Here is a 15,436-nt window from a genome sequence, read left to right on the forward strand (position 1 = left end):
AAGATTCCGAAGAATGCTCAGTAGCATCAATCGTTCGGAACCCAAAGCAGCACTGAAACCTAGAAGGAACCTAGAAAAAGCTTGATGGCAAAGCTTGACTGCTTGCTATGTTTGTAGACTAGCAGAGCGGAGTAAATGCCCGGTTGACAAGACATCAAATGTTACTTAACAACCAGTTAGAATAGAAGGCTGCTGGGTCGCAAACAGCGCCAACTCAAGCGGTTCAACGGATTTTCACCGGGTTGCAATATGGGTAGTACCTTTGGGCATTTGTTTAGAATTACAACATTTGGCGAGTCGCACGGCGGCGGCGTGGGCGTGGTGATTGACGGCTGCCCACCCCGTGTAGAGATTTCTGAAGCCGACATTCAAACAGAGCTAGACCGCCGCCGCCCCGGCCAGAGCCACATCGTCACGCCGCGCAAGGAAGAAGACCGCTGCGAGATTCTATCGGGCGTGATGGACGGCAAGACGCTGGGCACGCCGATCGCCCTCTTGGTGAGAAACAAGGACGCGCGATCGCAGGACTATGACGAAATGGCGGTGAAATATCGCCCGTCCCACGCCGACGCGACCTATGACGCAAAATACGGCATCCGCAACTGGCGCGGCGGCGGGCGCTCCTCGGCGCGGGAGACGATTGGGCGGGTGGCGGCAGGGGCGATCGCCAAGAAAATCCTGCATCAGGTCGCAGGGGTTGAGATCATCGGCTACGTCAAGCGCATCAAAGACCTAGAAGGCGCAGTTGATCCCAACACCGTCACAATGGAGCAGGTGGAAAGCAACATTGTCCGCTGCCCCGATCATGAATGCGCCGAGCGGATGATTGAGCTAATTGAGCAAACCGGGCGATCGGGCGACTCCATCGGCGGCGTGGTGGAATGTGTGGCCCGCGCCGTGCCCAAAGGATTAGGCGAACCCGTGTTCGACAAGCTCGAAGCCGACCTCGCCAAAGCCGTCATGTCTCTGCCCGCCAGCAAAGGCTTTGAAATCGGCTCTGGCTTCGCGGGAACGCTGCTAACTGGCTTTCAGCACAACGACGAATTCTACATCGACGACCAAGGCGAAATTCGCACCGTCACCAACCGCTCCGGCGGCATCCAGGGCGGCATCTCCAACGGCGAAAACATCATCCTGCGCGTAGCATTCAAACCCACTGCCACTATCCGCAAAGAGCAGCGCACCGTGACTAGCGACGGCGAAGAAACCGTCCTCGCTGCCAAAGGTCGCCATGACCCCTGTGTGCTGCCCCGCGCCGTGCCAATGGTGGAGGCGATGGTCGCCCTTGTCCTCTGCGATCACCTGCTGCGCCATCATGGGCAGTGCGAGTTGTTCTAGGAGTGGAGAATGAAGGGGCGGATTCGACTCATTGTGCTGTGCTTGTTTCGACATCAAGACCGCATCCTCGTTTCCCGCGACTATGATTCCGTCAAGCAGTCCGACTATTATCGACCGCTGGGCGGCGGCATCGAATTTGGCGAAACCAGCCGCGACGCGCTGATCCGCGAGATGCGCGAAGAACTGGGCGCAGAAATTGAGCAGTTGACCTGGCTGGGCACGCTAGAGAATCTCTTCACGCTGGAGGGCAAGCCGGGCCATGAAATTGTGCTGATCTATGATGCCAAATTTTGCGATCGCACGCTCTACAACCAGCCGCATCTCTCTGGTTCCGAAGGGGACAAGCCCCTGCTGGCCGAGTGGAAATCTCTATCCGAGTTCAGCGATGCAGGGCTGCGACTGGTTCCCGATGGTCTGAAGGACTTTGTATGGGGACATTCGTAATCTGCAAGGATTCTGATTCTCTGAACAGGAAATAGGGATAGTCCTGCTCGTTCGTAAACACATAGGCCGCGACTGCGTTTGGGTCATCAATCACGCCTGCTTCCAGCTTTGAAGCGGCGTAAATGTTGGCATAGTGAAGCGCCTGTTTTATAACTTGGTGTCGCCGGACTCGGACTTTTTCCTGTTGGGCTTTTTTATTGCCGCCACAACCTGTCCGATTTAAGCACTTGACCTCTACCACCGCAAATCGCCCTGCCCCATCGGTAAACACCAGATCTCCCCGCCCCTTATGCCCTCGACCGGGTTCGACTTCCCACTCGTTTTCCACAACGTAGGGATAGTCAGGCAGGAGGCGATCGCTATTCAAAACCAGCGTTCGTTTTAGCTCATACTCTCCGTTTTGATCCCAATCGCACCCTTCAAAATAGCTGCGAAGAACGCGATCGCGGTGTTCGATTTCTTGCTGATTCATACTCTCGCTCAGTGCTTTGAACTCACCTGCCAAAAGCTTCATGATTGCTCAAGGCAACTTCGCCAGCATCGAGGTGCGGAAGCTACCCCATTTTGAGGGGGATGAGCGAACTTGCAAAATCGGCAGAGGCAGGGAGTGGAGACGCTACGCCACATTTACGCCACATTAGCGCCATTTCCCGACTCATCAGGCATCGGCAGTGGACAACCCCAACCTAAGCCAAGATCATCATGCCTGCGGGCGGCAAGCTGACATGAACCACCCGTCGGTCTTGATAATGCTCCACGGTGACGGTTTCATCCGTCGGCGGGTTCTGGAGTTGCTCGTCGCTCCAATCGCTGTTGTACAGCACCGTCATGGTTGAGCCGTTGGGATGCAGCGAGCGATCAATCGTCACATATGCGCCTCGCCCTTCTGTGCTGTGGGTGTTCAGCACCATTAGCACTTCTGCATTGAATTGAATTTGTGACCAGGCGGCCAGTTCTCCCGCACCGGGATAGGAAAAGGGACGATCCATAAACGAGGTTTCGCGAGGATAGTGTTGCCCCCGGCGCAGGGCGCGGCCGATGCGATCGGGACGCTGGCGCACACGGGCGATCGCCGCAATTCGCAAATAGGTCGGATGCTGCGGGTTAAAAAAGTGGCATCCCTCCGTGCCAAACGCGCCAAACTTGCCGCCAAACATACACTCGCGAATATAGCGGTCGATATAGGCGTGCTGCGGCTCGATGCCATAGTCGTGGTAACTTTCGGAGCCATCGAGCGCCTGCTCTGTGCCGTAGTAAATCGACGGCACTCCCGGCATGGTCAGCATCACCCCAACCGCATGGGCCGCCTGGTGATAGCGGGTGGGGAGGTCGCTACCTGCCGCAAACCGCTGCTTTGCTGGTCGCGAACACATATCGTGGTCGTCCAGCACCGAGACGTGATACGTCCCCAACTGGCGGATGCTGCCCGAAAGCTGCGCTTCGTCATATAGCCCAAAATAGGCTCCAGGATGGCCCAGCCCCTTCACCAGTGCCATCAGGTTATTTGGCGCGGCGGCAATATCCAGCACCGAGTCCAGATTGCGCCCAAAGATGTCGCGATAGCCCTGCACCAGGTTTTCATCCGTCAGTTCCCCCGCCAGCAAGAAGTTTTCCTTGCCAATGGCCTGGGCATAGCCGTGGATCTCGCTGCAAAATCGGCGCGAGGAGGCAGGCGAAACGTGCTTGACGGCATCGACTCGAAAGCCGTCGCAGTCCGTCAGCGCAATCCAGTATTGATAGACCTTGGCCAGCGCCGACAGCGTTTCCTTATTTTCCAAGTTGAAATCGCGCAGTTCAAAAAAGTCGCCCTGACGAAACTCCACGTAGGGATTGAGCGGGTCTTCCCACGGCGACACTTCCCACTGGCTAATCATGCCTGCCCGGTTGTACCAGTCTGGGTTTTGAAATTCTTCGGGAAACACCCCATCCTCCAGGGTGAGGGGCTGGGGAATGCTGCGGCTCTCGTGCGATCGCCAGCCGTGAATCTCGTAGGGCGGCGAAAAGCGGTAGGGCATGGTTTCTGCTGGAGAACCCTCCGGGCCGCGATAGTACCAATTGCTGCCGCTGTGGTTGTAGATAATATCCAGAACCACGTACATGCCGCGATCATGCGCCGCATCGACCAGATCCCGCAGGTCTTGTCGCGTGCCAAAGCGCGGATCGACCTCCAAAAAATTCTGAATCCCGTAGCCGTGATAGGTTTCGGTATCGATCCGCTGCTTCCAGGGGGGATTGAGCCAGAGCGTAGTCACCCCCAGAGTCTGCAAATAGTCCAGCTTGCTGAGAATGCCCTTCAGCGTGCCGCCATTAAACCGATTGCCTGCGGCCATCCAGGCGGCCTTGCTTTCGGCGCGAAACTGCTCTGGCCGGTGGCGATCGAACATCGGCCGCTCTCCCTCGCGACCGTCGCTGAAGCGGTCTGGCAACAGCTGGTAGAGAAACTGATCGCGCCAGGATAGAGGACTGGGAAATACGCGGCCGCGAGGATTCAGATCCGCATCTGCCAGCCGCCGGGGAGCCTGCGGTTCAATAACAGTCAGCATTATTTTTAGATTTCTAACGTTGATGAGGAGCAATGTGGCCAGATCATAGTTGGCGCGATCGAAAACCCTTGGTCAAGGGGAATACGTCAGGGGGCGATCGCCCTTCTCGCCGTCCCGATTCCTGACACGCCATTCCTGACACGCTATTCCTTTTGATTTATTTCTAAGGTTCTATTTCTAACGCCCTATTTCTAACGCCCTATTTCTAACGCCCTATTTCTAATGCCAGATGTGCCTAATCTTGGCATCGCCAATAATGAAATCGCTAGTTCAAGCTTTCCCGACGAAAAAACTATGGCAAGTCCTATTGAATTCAGTTTGTTTGCGCCCTACAACGAAGCCGTATCACTCATTGGTTCCTTTTCAGACTGGGAAGAAATCCCCATGAAAAAGGGAAAAGACGGTTTCTTTCGGGTTAGCGTGGATTTGGAAGATGGTGTTTATAACTATAAGTTTCGGGTTCAAAGTAAGTCCTGGTTTTTTGAACCCAATCAGTGGGTAGATGTGACCGATCCCTACGCCACCGACGTAGATGGAAAATCTTCTGAAGAGAACGCCATTGCGCGAATTAAAGACGGACAGCGAATCGTTGATACCTACGTTTGGCAATATGACGACACGCCGCTGCCTGCCGATCACGAGCTGGTGATTTACGAAATGCATGTGGCGGACTTTTCGGGGGGTGAAGACGACCCCCACGCTCGCGGACAATACAAGCATGTCATCGAAAAACTGGATTATTTGTGTGACTTGGGCATCAACGCTATAGAGCTAATGCCTGTGAAGGAGTATCCCGGCGACTATAGCTGGGGCTACAACCCGCGCCACTTCTTTGCCACCGAGTCGAGCTATGGGTCCACGGCTGACTTAAAACGGCTGATCGACGAGTGTCACCATCGAGGCATTCGCGTGTTCATGGACGGGATTTACAACCATTCGGAAGCGTCGTCGCCGCTGACGCAGATCGACCATGACTATTGGTATCACCACGAGCCGCGCGACCCCGACAACAACTGGGGTCCAGAGTTTAACTACGAACACTACGATGAAAATCTGGAAACCTATCCTGCCCGCCGCTTCATTGGTGACACGGTGCGCTACTGGGTGCGCGAATACCATCTGGACGGCATTCGGTATGATGCGGCGCGTCAAATTGCGAACTATGATTTCATGCACTGGATCACGCATGAAGCCAAGGAAACCGCAGGCGCAAAACCATTTTTTAACATCGCAGAACACATTCCCGAAACCACGAGCATTACCAATGTAGACGGGCCGATGGATGGCTGCTGGCACGACAGCTTTTATCACACGGTGCTGGCCCACATCACAGGCGATACTTTTGATCTGGAAGCGCTCAAGGATGTCATTGATGCCAAGCGCCAGGGCTTTATGGGCGCGACCAATGTGGTGAACTATCTGACTAACCACGACCACAACCATGTGATGGCAGAATTGAGCGATCGCCAAATTTTTGACGAAGCCGCATTCCGTCGCTTGAAGCTGGGCGCAGTGCTGCTGATGACGGCGATGGGCGTGCCGATGCTGTGGATGGGCGAGGAATTTGGAGAGTACAAGTACAAAACGCCCGATCCCGCCAAGATTGACTGGACGCTGCTGAGTAACGACCTGAACCAGGGCTTGTTTGACTATTACAAGGGGCTAATTGCGCTGCGGAAACATAACGCCGCTCTGCACACCGAAAACGTCGAGTTTTTCCACGAAAATCCTGAGGTCAAGGTGTTGGCCTATACCCGCTGGAACGACGAAGGCTCTCGCGTGGCGGTGGTGGCGAACTTCTCTGACCAGTTTTTGGCAGGCTACACCGTGCCCAACTTCCCTGCCAACGGCACCTGGCACGAATGGACGGGCAACTACGAAGTGCAGTCTGGCGACGACCAATTGATGACCGACCTGGGCGAGTTTGAGGCCAAGGTGTTTGTTTGGCAGGGATAGCCCTCAGCCTTTGCCGCTGCCCATCAGGTAAAGCAGCGCCATTCGCACGGCCACGCCACTGGTCACCTGCTGCGAAATCAGGCTGAAGTCTGGATCGTCCATCAGTTCGGAGCTAATTTCCACGCCGCGATTGACCGGGCCGGGGTGCAGCACTTTGACGCTGGGTTTGCAGCGCTGGAGGCGATCGCCCGTAATGCCAAACTGCTGGTGATATTCGCGCAGACTGGGCAGCAGGTGGCTGGTCATCCGCTCTTTTTGCAATCGCAGCGTCATCACAAAGTCGGCATTTTCGAGCGCAGGATCGAGTTCCCAGTGGATGGTCGGTGGAATGATAGACGGTCGGGGAGTTGGGTTAGCCTTCTCCCCCACTTTTTTCGACGGCGGTTTCACAAATTCTGCAAACCAGTGGGGCAGCAGCGTGGGCGGGCCGGCCAGGTGAACCTCTGCGCCGCTGGTGGTCAGGCTCCAGAGATTGGAGCGGGCCACGCGGGAATGCAGAATGTCTCCCACGATTGCAATTTTCTTGCCGCGCAGCAGATCCACGCGGGGATAGTCATGATCTAGCAGCGTGCAGAGGGTAAACAGATCGAGCAGCCCCTGCGACGGGTGTTCGTGCTGGCCGTCGCCTGCATTCAGCACGCCGACGTGGGTATTGAGCCGATCCATTTCCTGGGCGATCGCCTGGGGCACACCTGCTTCTTTGTGGCGAATCACCATCATATCCGTGCCCATTGCCAGATAGGTCTTCGCTGTGTCGAGGATAGTTTCGCCCTTGGTGAGGGATGACGTGCCGGGGGCAAAGTTGAGCGTGTCAGCAGAGAGGCGCTTGGCGGCCAGTTCAAAGCTGCTGCGGGTGCGGGTGGAGGACTCAAAAAACAGGTTGGTAATCACCTGCCCCTGGAGGGCGGGCACTTTTTTGGTGCGGGTAGATAGCACTTCGCGGAAGCTGGCCGCCGTTTGCAGCACGGTGTCGTATTCCGCTGGCGAAAAGTCGGCCAGCGAAAGGACATGGCGGCGCGTCCAGTTTGGGGTCACCATAATGGTCATATGCAATACGATTTAGAGTTTAGACCATTGCTCTACTTCCTCCGCGCCCGATTCGGTAGAATCCGCAAAGTTTGGGGCGATCGCCCTTCTCCGCCGCCTTCCCGCTGCCAAACCCGGCTGTTCGATCCGTCTAGAACCCTGTCATGAAATTTCCTGTATGAAACCGAGAGCGCTGAAACTGGGGGTGAACCGAATGCCAAGGGCGATCGCCCCACCCTGCCAACTTTCTGCCTGCCTGCTTTTCCTGCTGACTGTGCTGCTTTTGGCAGGCTGCGGGAGCCGCACAGCCGCCCCGCCCAACGCTGCATCGCCCCAATCGCCAACTCGCACACCCATCGCAGCATCTTCCCCAGACCGTTCCAGTCCTGCAAGCTCCGAGAAACCGGCCGCACCCGCCTCGCCCGCCGCGCCCCAGTCCCTCGCCGCGCCGATTTCCCCCACGGCTGCCCCCCGGCTGACCACGGTCACGGTTTACCAGGCCGATGACCAGTGCGTGAACTTTGTGCCAGAGCAGGTGCAGGTGCCCGCCGACCAGCCGATGCAGGCGGCCGTGGGCAAGGTGCTGGAAAAACAGGGCGATGGTGACTTTGACCTGGGCGGCTATCGCGTCAGCCTGAATGCCCAAACGGGCGAAGCCACCATCGATCTGCGCCTGGTGCCGGGGTCAAAGCGGCAGATCGTTTCTCTGTCGGCGTGCGAACAGTTTGCGCTGTTTGGCAGCCTGCGCGAAACCCTGATGAAAAATCCTGAGTGGAATGTGAAGTCTGTCCGCTTTACGGAGCGTGGGGAGGAGATTGTATTGTGAGGGACGCGAAAGTAAACCGTCGCAGCATACTGAGGCAGAATACGCAGAATACTAAGTCAGTGTTGGAGCCAATTTCTACGTCACTCAAGCATCCTGTTTCTAATTGCTCGATTCCCCAACCATTCCTCCCATGCCTAAAGCCCCCATCCTCCAGCCCGATCAGTCTTACACGTTTGCAGATTATTTCAGGCTCAACTTTGCGCCGAGGGATATTCTGGCTCATTTTGGGGTGACGCTCCAGAAGCGGGCGATCGCCTTTTCGCCTTATAGAGGAGAACTGGATCGACTGGACAGCCTGCAACAGCGCATTGAAGAGAGTCTCCCCCGACTCAGCCTGACCAGTGAAGCGGCACGGCGCGAGTTTTTGATTGCCCCTGTGCTGACGGATGTGCTGCACTACACGCAAGCATTGCTGAATGTAGAATACCCGGTGGCGGTGAGCAATCAGCTTAAGGGATCGCTGGACTATTTTCTGCAAACGGACGTGATAGTTTTGGTAATTGAAGCCAAAAACGAGGACCTGGAGCGGGGATTTGTGCAGCTAGCAGTAGAGCTAATTGCGCTGGATCAGTGGATCGAGTCGGAGCAAGGGGTGCTGCCGGGGGCAGTATCGACCGGGAGCATCTGGCAGTTCGGCCAATTTGACCGACAGACACGACAGGTAACGCAGGATCTCAACCTGTACCGGGTTCCGGCAGATCTGGAGGCGCTGCTGCGAATCCTGGTGGGCTTGCTGAAACCTGCACCGGGCGATAGCGTGGGGGCAGAACCTTAGCGCCTAGCCCAAATTCACTTATGTCTCAAGTTCATGTGGCGATCGCCATTCTGCATCAAGACGGTCAGTTTCTCCTGCAACTGCGGGACGACATTCCGGGGATCTATTACCCTGGTTGCTGGGGTTTCTTTGGGGGACATGTCGAGCCGAATGAAGCGCCCGATGTAGCAGTGCGGCGCGAACTGCTGGAGGAAATTGGCTACGCGCCTCCGCTGCTGGAGCCGTTTGCCCGGTATGACCTAGAAGACGTGGTGCGGCATGTGTTTCACGGTCACCTAGACGTGCCTTTAGACCGCTTGCAGTTGAATGAAGGCTGGGACTTGGGACTGCTCAGCCTGGAGGATATTCAGCGGGGCGATCGCTACTCGGCACGGGCGGGTCAGGTGCGTCCGCTGGGCCAGCCCCATCGCAAAATCTTGCTGGAGTTTGTGGAGCGGGGTTTTCTGAAGTCGGCTTGATTCAGGATTTTCGTGGATTAGACAAGTTTTTATGAGCGATGCGTTTAGCAAAGAGCGGGGCGCAATGGGCCATCAGGGGGCGCTGGGTGCAAACACGGCAGGCGATTCTCTACCCCGTTCAAACAGGAGTTCAAACGGGAGTTCAAACGGCTTAGACTACCGCATTCGCGTCAGCAAGCGGGCCAAAAATATCAATATTCATGTCTCGCATTGGGGCGACGTGGAAATCGTCATTCCCCCCAGCGTTGACCCGCGCCAGGTGCCGGAGATTGTGGAGCGGCGACGGGAATGGATCGTGCGGACGCGACAGCGTTTTCTGGATCGCCAGGAAACCATGCCGCTGGACGTGGTGCAGCCCTTGCCGGAAGAGATCCAACTGCGATCGCTCCCCGAAACCTGGACCGTCATCTACGCGCCTGCCCCTGGAACCCAGCTCACGGCCACCACCCGCAGCCCTCACCAGCTTCACGTCCACGGCCCGACGGAAAATCTAGAAAGCTGCCAATCGCTCCTGCGGCGCTGGCTCAACCGCAAGGCGACCTACCACTTTTTGCCCTGGCTGCGGCAGGTGAGCCGCGAGATTGACCTGCCCTACGCCAGCGCCTCTGTCCGCCAGCAAAAGACGCGCTGGGCAAGCTGCTCCAGCAAACGCACCATTAGCCTAAATGCCAAGCTGCTGTTTTTGCCTGCGCCGCTGGTGCGCTATGTGTTTATTCACGAACTGTGCCACACGGTTCACATGAACCATTCCGCCCAGTTTTGGGCACTGGTGGGCAAAAAAGAACCCGACTATGAACGGCTAGACCAGGAACTGCAAAAAGCCTGGTGCTACGTGCCTGCCTGGGTCGAGCGATCGCGCCCCACCAGCGCCACCCAATAACCCAATAAACTCGCCTCAAAGTCTATGTTAGAAATTTTGAAAACTGGAGTATCATGACACAGCCAAAGGACGCAAGCCGTGAATTGGGGGCCTCAGGAATCGACTCCAGTGGATCGACAAGTGAATTGCCAAGTGGATCGCCAGGTGAATTGCCGGAGGGCTGTTCTGGCGCTTGGGGGTGGGGGGCGATCGCCCCGCTCACCGAGAATCCCCGTGAAACCACAGCCGCACCCCAGATCAAGCCCATGTCATTATATTCTGTATAACCTTGCCTAAAAGGCGGTTCCCATGAGGTGTCCCTTCTGTCAATTTACCGACAACCGCGTTTTGGAATCTCGCTCGGCCGAGTCGGGTCAAAGCGTCCGACGGCGACGGGAGTGCCTGAGCTGCGGACGACGGTTCACCACCTACGAGCGCATTGAGTTTGTGCCCGTGATCGTGGTCAAGCGGAATGGCGCACGGGAATCCTTCGACCGCTCAAAGGTGCTGCGCGGCATCATGCGGGCCTGCGAAAAAACGGGTATTCCCCATCTAGAACTAGAAAATCTGGTAGACGAAATCGAGGCCGAACTTCAGCAACGGTCGGTGCGCGAAGTGCCCAGCCAGGAAATTGGCGAGCTGGTGCTGGATCGGCTGCAAGACCTGAACGAAGTCGCCTACATCCGCTTTGCCTCGGTCTATCGCCAGTTTCGCGGCATTCGAGATTTTGTAGACACGCTCAACCAGCTTCAGGGCGCGTTGGGAAACGGCAGCAAGTCTGAGCGGAGAGGGGCGATCGCCCCCGCAGTTCTAGACCCCTCTGAGCAGGAAGATGAGTTGGGTGTCTTATGAGGCAAGCCCCTGAGACAAACCACTGAGACAAGCCCCTTAAGACAGGCCTATAAGACAAACCTATAAGACAAATCACTGAACGTTCGCCCAAGCAAGCCCCGTTCAACCATAAGTCTGCTGCAAATTTGGAGCAGCCAGCCGCTCAATGAAGCCCTGTTTGCACGAGTTTCACCCAGACAGCCCCCCACACGCGAGAAAATTGCAAAGTTATACAAGAATTCCGCAAAAGTCTGGCTACCTGAAGGGCGACCGTGGGGTATGATAGATCTCCTAGGGTTAGCAACAACTTCGGTGCTGCGCTTACAATAGAAGGCGGCTGAAACATCAGCGTCTAAAACGCAGAATCTTGGAGTATCTGGTTACGCCCCTTTGGGTGTACATCTGTCAGGCCAGCGCTGGCTGATGCAGGCGGCGGTCAGGCATGTTGTGCATTAGCTTAAGGAGAATGTCGGCCCAACAAAAACTACGGAGACGAACACTAGGAAACGATTAGCATGGTCAATCAGGAAAAAGTAGACATTGGTTTTACGCACGAAGACTTTGCCGCTCTTCTCGACCAGTATGACTATCACTTTAGCCCCGGTGATATTGTGGCGGGGACGGTGTTTAGTTTGGAGCCGAGGGGCGCTCTGATTGACATTGGCGCTAAAACGGCCGCCTACATCCCCATCCAGGAGATGTCGATCAACCGCATCGATACGCCGGATGAGGTGTTGCAATCCAACGAAACCCGTGAGTTTTATATCCTCACCGACGAAAACGAAGAAGGCCAGCTAACGCTGTCTATTCGTCGGATCGAATATATGCGGGCGTGGGAGCGTGTTCGTCAACTCCAGGCAGAAGACGCAACGGTTCGCTCTGCTGTGTTTGCGACCAACCGGGGCGGTGCCCTAGTGCGGATCGAAGGGCTACGCGGCTTTATTCCAGGCTCCCACATCAGCACCCGCAAACCCAAGGAAGACCTGGTGGGCGAAGAACTGCCCCTGAAGTTTTTGGAAGTGGACGAAGAGCGCAACCGTCTGGTGCTGAGCCACCGCCGCGCCCTGGTGGAGCGCAAGATGAATCGCCTGGAAGTGGGCGAAGTGGTGGTCGGCACGGTGCGTGGTCTAAAGCCCTACGGTGCGTTCATCGACATCGGCGGGGTCAGCGGTCTGCTGCACATTTCCGAAATCTCTCACGACCACATCGACACGCCGCATAGCGTCTTTAATCAAAACGACGAAGTGAAGGTCATGATTATTGACCTAGATGCTGAGCGGGGCCGGATTTCGCTGTCTACCAAGCAGCTTGAACCCGAACCGGGCGACATGGTGAAAAACCCCGATGTGGTTTACGAGAAGGCGGAGGAGATGGCTGCCCGCTGGCGAGAGCAGAAGCTCCAGCCCGCGCAGTCGGCTGATGCTGGGCTTTCGGAGACAGCAGACTACGAAGTGGAAGAAGTGCTTCTGGCTGCTGAGTAAGCGTCTAGCATTCGGAGTCCTGACTGCTTGAGGCTATAGGCTCGGTGCGGTAGGGTAAACGGATTAATTACAGAATGGATTGATTACGGCATGGATTGATCACAGCATGTTAATCGTTGGCGTTTCCGATGGAGACGCTTCTGACTGAGGAGGGATTGTCCCTCCTTTTTGTTTGTTAGGACTGACGCAGTTGGTGTGCTTTTGGGGCGAGGATGCTGATTCGGTGTGGCTCGGTGATGTTTCCAGACGTGCAGGCGGTGGTCTTCGATAAAGACGGCACGCTGGCAGATTCGGCGCATTTTCTGCGGGTGCTGGCCCAGCGGCGATCGCGCTTGATTGATGCCCGCGTTCCTGGCGTGGAAAGTCCGCTCCAGCTTGCCTTTGGGCTGGACGGGGATCAGTTAAATCCGGCTGGACTAATGGCCGTAGGCACTCGCCGCGAGAACGAGATTGCGGCCGCCGCCTACGTTGCGGAAACGGGACGCGGCTGGCTAGAGTCGCTGGCGCTCGTTCAGTCAGCGTTTCAGGAGGCAGATCAGTCCTTTTCTCGCAAGGCCGACCACACGCCCTGCTATGAAGACGTGGCAGAAACGCTGCAACGGCTGGCGGGTGCAGGGCTAAAGCTGGCGATTTTGTCGTCGGATACGACGGCTCAGGTGGTGGACTTTGCCGACCGCTACGCACTCACACCCTATTTGCAGGTGTGTCAGGGAACAGAGGAGGGGCCGAGCAAGCCCGATCCGATTTTGCTGGAACAGGTTTGTGGGAAATTGGGCGTGTTGCCAGGACAAACGCTGGTCGTGGGCGATTCGCAGGCGGACGTGCAGTTGGCGATCGCCGCCCGATCGGCCGGATGTATCGGCATCGCCCGCAATCCGGCTGCTGTATCCGGCTTGGCAGGAGCCAGCATCGTGATTGAAAGTCTTCAGGAAATCCATCTCTGACGACATTGAAAGCAGCAAAAAGGAGTGTAGAATCCTGGTTCTACACTCCTCACCCTTAGGACTTACGCAGTTGAACCATTTCTCGCGGGCTGCACCCGTGAGAAGTTGTCCAAAGCCCAGAAAGATTATCGCAAGTGCGTAAGTCCTGACCTTAAAACGGAGTCTTGAGAAGAAGCTTACTCGTAAGCCACCCAATCCATCGACACCCAGCCGCCATCAGCTAAGCGACCCCAGCCGCCAAAGATTTCTACGATGTCGATGTAACTGCCATTGGCGATTTCGTCGATATCTAGATAGCCAAGACCAGGGCCGCTCCGGACGATCAGCGTGCCGCCGTTGGTGGAGACATAGTAGCCGCCGATGCCGCCACCGCCGCCACCGCCGCCGCCACTGCCGCCAGCGCTCAGCCAGGACATCGACACCCAGCCGCCGCCAGACAGACGACCCCAGCCGCCCGAAACTTCGACGATCGTGACCGAGGTTCCATTAAACAGTTCATCAATAACGGCAAACCCAGTGCCGGGGCCATTGCGAACCAGCAGCGTGCCGCCGTTGGTGGAGACGAAATAATTGCCGGTGCCGCCACCGCCACCGCCGCCGCCACCGCCGCCAGCGCTCAGCCAGTCCATCGACACCCAGCCGCCGCCAGACAGACGACCCCAGCCACCCGAAACTTCGACGATCGTGACCGAGGTTCCATTAAACAGTTCATCAATAACGGCAAACCCAGTGCCGGGGCCATTGCGAACCAGCAGCGTGCCGCCGTTGGTGGAGACGAAATAATTGCCGGTGCCGCCACCGCCACCGCCGCCACCAGTGCCGCCACTGCTCTCGACTGTCCAAGCTTGCGAAATCCAGCCACCGCCTGAGATGTTATACCAACCGCCAGAGGAACCCACCACGCGAACTACTGTGCCGTTGGACAGATAGTCGATGGGCGCAAAGCCAGTTCCCGGGCCGTTGCGGACGGTCAAGGGGCTGCCATTGGTCGAAACTCTGACGAAATCCGGCCCCCCATCATCGCCAGGGCCGCCAGTGCCGCAGCTAACGCCCACGTTGTAAATCGAGCCGCTCAGTCCGAGGCTGCTGGCGGTTGCCGGGCCGACCACGCCATCCACAGCAAGCCCCTTCGACAACTGAAACCGTCTGACGGCGGACAGGGTGTTGGAGCCAAAGACGCTGTCGATGGAGCCGGGGCTAAAGCCTGCCGAAGCAAGAGCGCTCTGCACGTCGCCCACCTGAATACAGGTATCGCCAAAGCGAACCACAGCTTGGGCTTCTGGCGCAACGCCGCCAACGGCAGATACGACGACTGCGGTAGAGAGGGTTCCCAGCCAGACCGAGCTAGGAATTTCCAGGCTTACCTGAAGTTCAGGAGCCGGATTCGGGTCTTCGTAGGCAACCGCAGCATGAATATATGCTAGTGATTCCATAAGTCTCCTCACTCGTTGAATACGAGTTTTCCATGTTTTTAGACAGAACCGAGGCTCAGGTTTAGTCAGGTTAAAACCCAAAAAAATCGACGCTTCTTGGGGCTATTTAAACCCAGGCTATTTCTCTCTAGAGGGCACCCGCAATATGAGAATCTGCGTGTTCTTGGAAAGAAATGGACGGCGAAGAAGGGCAGCTTTAAACCTAAACTATTTCCTGAATTATCCTACGAACTCTGGAAATCGCAAAGTGGATCGTGCAAAAATCTTGATTTAGCAAGGGGGCGATCGCCCTGAATATTTCTAAATATGGGCAAACGGGCGATCGCAACAAATCTGTAAACCAGGGCTGATTAAGAAACCTACTCAGGAAAGGGCAAAGTCTGCCCGCGACATATTGTGTCGATCCGCTACATTTTGCCACTAAACTTCTAAAGAAATTCTGAAAACCACGAACCTCAAAAGCCCCCGCCTTGTAGTACAAAAAGACCAGTTTGCATTTTTTCATTGGTCCGAATCTGGTGA

At 56.3% G+C, this 15,436-nt stretch carries 14 protein-coding genes; 10 read left to right on the forward strand and 4 right to left on the reverse strand.

What is annotated here, in order from left to right; genetic code table 11:
* The first annotated feature begins 249 nt into the window (after positions 1–249).
* The gene (aroC, locus tag HNI00_RS00430) at positions 250–1,338 is read left to right on the forward strand and encodes a chorismate synthase (RefSeq protein WP_316789699.1); all 1,089 of its coding nucleotides are present in this window, start codon (positions 250–252) and stop codon (positions 1,336–1,338) included.
* A gap of 9 nt (positions 1,339–1,347) precedes the next feature.
* The gene (locus HNI00_RS00435) at positions 1,348–1,782 is read left to right on the forward strand and encodes an NUDIX hydrolase (protein WP_316789701.1); all 435 of its coding nucleotides are present in this window, start codon (positions 1,348–1,350) and stop codon (positions 1,780–1,782) included.
* On the opposite strand, the gene HNI00_RS00440 is transcribed toward HNI00_RS00435, so the two are convergent.
* Together HNI00_RS00440 and HNI00_RS00445 are read right to left on the reverse strand one after the other, a co-directional pair.
* Complete coding sequence (locus HNI00_RS00440) at positions 1,718–2,296, reverse strand: hypothetical protein (RefSeq protein ID WP_316789703.1); 579 nt, start codon at positions 2,294–2,296, stop codon at positions 1,718–1,720. The genes HNI00_RS00435 and HNI00_RS00440 overlap by 65 nt on opposite strands.
* A 172-nt stretch (positions 2,297–2,468) precedes the next feature.
* On the reverse strand, positions 2,469–4,325 hold the full coding sequence (locus tag HNI00_RS00445; protein WP_316789705.1) for an alpha-amylase family glycosyl hydrolase: 1,857 nt from the start codon (positions 4,323–4,325) through the stop codon (positions 2,469–2,471).
* Between the two features lie 294 nt (positions 4,326–4,619).
* Between HNI00_RS00445 and HNI00_RS00450 the strand changes: the two genes are divergently transcribed.
* The gene (locus tag HNI00_RS00450; protein ID WP_316789707.1) at positions 4,620–6,281 is read left to right on the forward strand and encodes an alpha-amylase family glycosyl hydrolase; all 1,662 of its coding nucleotides are present in this window, start codon (positions 4,620–4,622) and stop codon (positions 6,279–6,281) included.
* 3 nt (positions 6,282–6,284) lie between these two features.
* On the opposite strand, the gene HNI00_RS00455 is transcribed toward HNI00_RS00450, so the two are convergent.
* Positions 6,285–7,319 carry an aspartate carbamoyltransferase catalytic subunit gene (locus tag HNI00_RS00455; RefSeq protein ID WP_316789709.1) on the reverse strand — a complete coding sequence of 345 codons (1,035 nt, stop codon included), beginning with the start codon at positions 7,317–7,319 and terminating at the stop codon, positions 6,285–6,287.
* Between the two features lie 166 nt (positions 7,320–7,485).
* Between HNI00_RS00455 and HNI00_RS00460 the strand changes: the two genes are divergently transcribed.
* From HNI00_RS00460 to HNI00_RS00490, 7 genes are all read left to right on the forward strand, one after another.
* Positions 7,486–8,133 carry a hypothetical protein gene (locus HNI00_RS00460; RefSeq protein WP_316789711.1) on the forward strand — a complete coding sequence of 216 codons (648 nt, stop codon included), beginning with the start codon at positions 7,486–7,488 and terminating at the stop codon, positions 8,131–8,133.
* A 130-nt stretch (positions 8,134–8,263) separates the two neighbouring features.
* Positions 8,264–8,908: a hypothetical protein gene (locus HNI00_RS00465; protein ID WP_316789713.1), complete on the forward strand. Its 645-nt coding sequence runs from the start codon at positions 8,264–8,266 to the stop codon at positions 8,906–8,908.
* 20 nt (positions 8,909–8,928) lie between these two features.
* Positions 8,929–9,366: an NUDIX hydrolase gene (locus HNI00_RS00470; protein ID WP_316789715.1), complete on the forward strand. Its 438-nt coding sequence runs from the start codon at positions 8,929–8,931 to the stop codon at positions 9,364–9,366.
* Between the two features lie 31 nt (positions 9,367–9,397).
* Complete coding sequence (locus HNI00_RS00475) at positions 9,398–10,246, forward strand: M48 family metallopeptidase (RefSeq protein WP_316789717.1); 849 nt, start codon at positions 9,398–9,400, stop codon at positions 10,244–10,246.
* Positions 10,247–10,534: 288 nt separating this feature from the next.
* Positions 10,535–11,077 (forward strand): transcriptional regulator NrdR, encoded by a 543-nt coding sequence (gene nrdR, locus HNI00_RS00480; protein ID WP_297085305.1) that lies wholly within the window; start codon positions 10,535–10,537, stop codon positions 11,075–11,077.
* A gap of 494 nt (positions 11,078–11,571) precedes the next feature.
* Positions 11,572–12,537: a 30S ribosomal protein S1 gene (locus HNI00_RS00485; RefSeq protein ID WP_316789721.1), complete on the forward strand. Its 966-nt coding sequence runs from the start codon at positions 11,572–11,574 to the stop codon at positions 12,535–12,537.
* 212 nt (positions 12,538–12,749) lie between these two features.
* Positions 12,750–13,481, forward strand: a complete 732-nt coding sequence (locus HNI00_RS00490) for an HAD family hydrolase (protein ID WP_316789723.1) — start codon at positions 12,750–12,752, stop codon at positions 13,479–13,481.
* 176 nt (positions 13,482–13,657) lie between these two features.
* Here the strand turns inward: HNI00_RS00490 and HNI00_RS00495 are convergent, their stop codons facing one another.
* A complete protein-coding gene (locus tag HNI00_RS00495) occupies positions 13,658–14,914 on the reverse strand; it encodes an SH3 domain-containing protein (protein ID WP_316789725.1) in 1,257 nt (418 codons plus the stop codon).
* Between the last annotated feature and the right edge of the window lie 522 nt (positions 14,915–15,436).

The organism is Thermoleptolyngbya oregonensis NK1-22 (assembly GCF_032705245.1).
Lineage (GTDB): Bacteria > Cyanobacteriota > Cyanobacteriia > Elainellales > Elainellaceae > Thermoleptolyngbya > Thermoleptolyngbya sichuanensis.

Bases quoted from the DNA above. Each gene is read 5' to 3' on its own strand.
- aroC (WP_316789699.1), top strand. From the start codon at position 250: ATGGGTAGTACCTTTGGGCATTTGTTTAGAATTACAACATTTGGCGAG.
- HNI00_RS00435 (WP_316789701.1), top strand. From the start codon at position 1,348: ATGAAGGGGCGGATTCGACTCATTGTGCTGTGCTTGTTTCGACATCAA.
- HNI00_RS00440 (WP_316789703.1), bottom strand. From the start codon at position 2,296: ATGAAGCTTTTGGCAGGTGAGTTCAAAGCACTGAGCGAGAGTATGAAT.
- HNI00_RS00445 (WP_316789705.1), bottom strand. From the start codon at position 4,325: ATGCTGACTGTTATTGAACCGCAGGCTCCCCGGCGGCTGGCAGATGCG.
- HNI00_RS00450 (WP_316789707.1), top strand. From the start codon at position 4,620: ATGGCAAGTCCTATTGAATTCAGTTTGTTTGCGCCCTACAACGAAGCC.
- HNI00_RS00455 (WP_316789709.1), bottom strand. From the start codon at position 7,319: ATGGTGACCCCAAACTGGACGCGCCGCCATGTCCTTTCGCTGGCCGAC.
- HNI00_RS00460 (WP_316789711.1), top strand. From the start codon at position 7,486: ATGAAACCGAGAGCGCTGAAACTGGGGGTGAACCGAATGCCAAGGGCG.
- HNI00_RS00465 (WP_316789713.1), top strand. From the start codon at position 8,264: ATGCCTAAAGCCCCCATCCTCCAGCCCGATCAGTCTTACACGTTTGCA.
- HNI00_RS00470 (WP_316789715.1), top strand. From the start codon at position 8,929: ATGTCTCAAGTTCATGTGGCGATCGCCATTCTGCATCAAGACGGTCAG.
- HNI00_RS00475 (WP_316789717.1), top strand. From the start codon at position 9,398: ATGAGCGATGCGTTTAGCAAAGAGCGGGGCGCAATGGGCCATCAGGGG.
- nrdR (WP_297085305.1), top strand. From the start codon at position 10,535: ATGAGGTGTCCCTTCTGTCAATTTACCGACAACCGCGTTTTGGAATCT.
- HNI00_RS00485 (WP_316789721.1), top strand. From the start codon at position 11,572: ATGGTCAATCAGGAAAAAGTAGACATTGGTTTTACGCACGAAGACTTT.
- HNI00_RS00490 (WP_316789723.1), top strand. From the start codon at position 12,750: ATGCTGATTCGGTGTGGCTCGGTGATGTTTCCAGACGTGCAGGCGGTG.
- HNI00_RS00495 (WP_316789725.1), bottom strand. From the start codon at position 14,914: ATGGAATCACTAGCATATATTCATGCTGCGGTTGCCTACGAAGACCCG.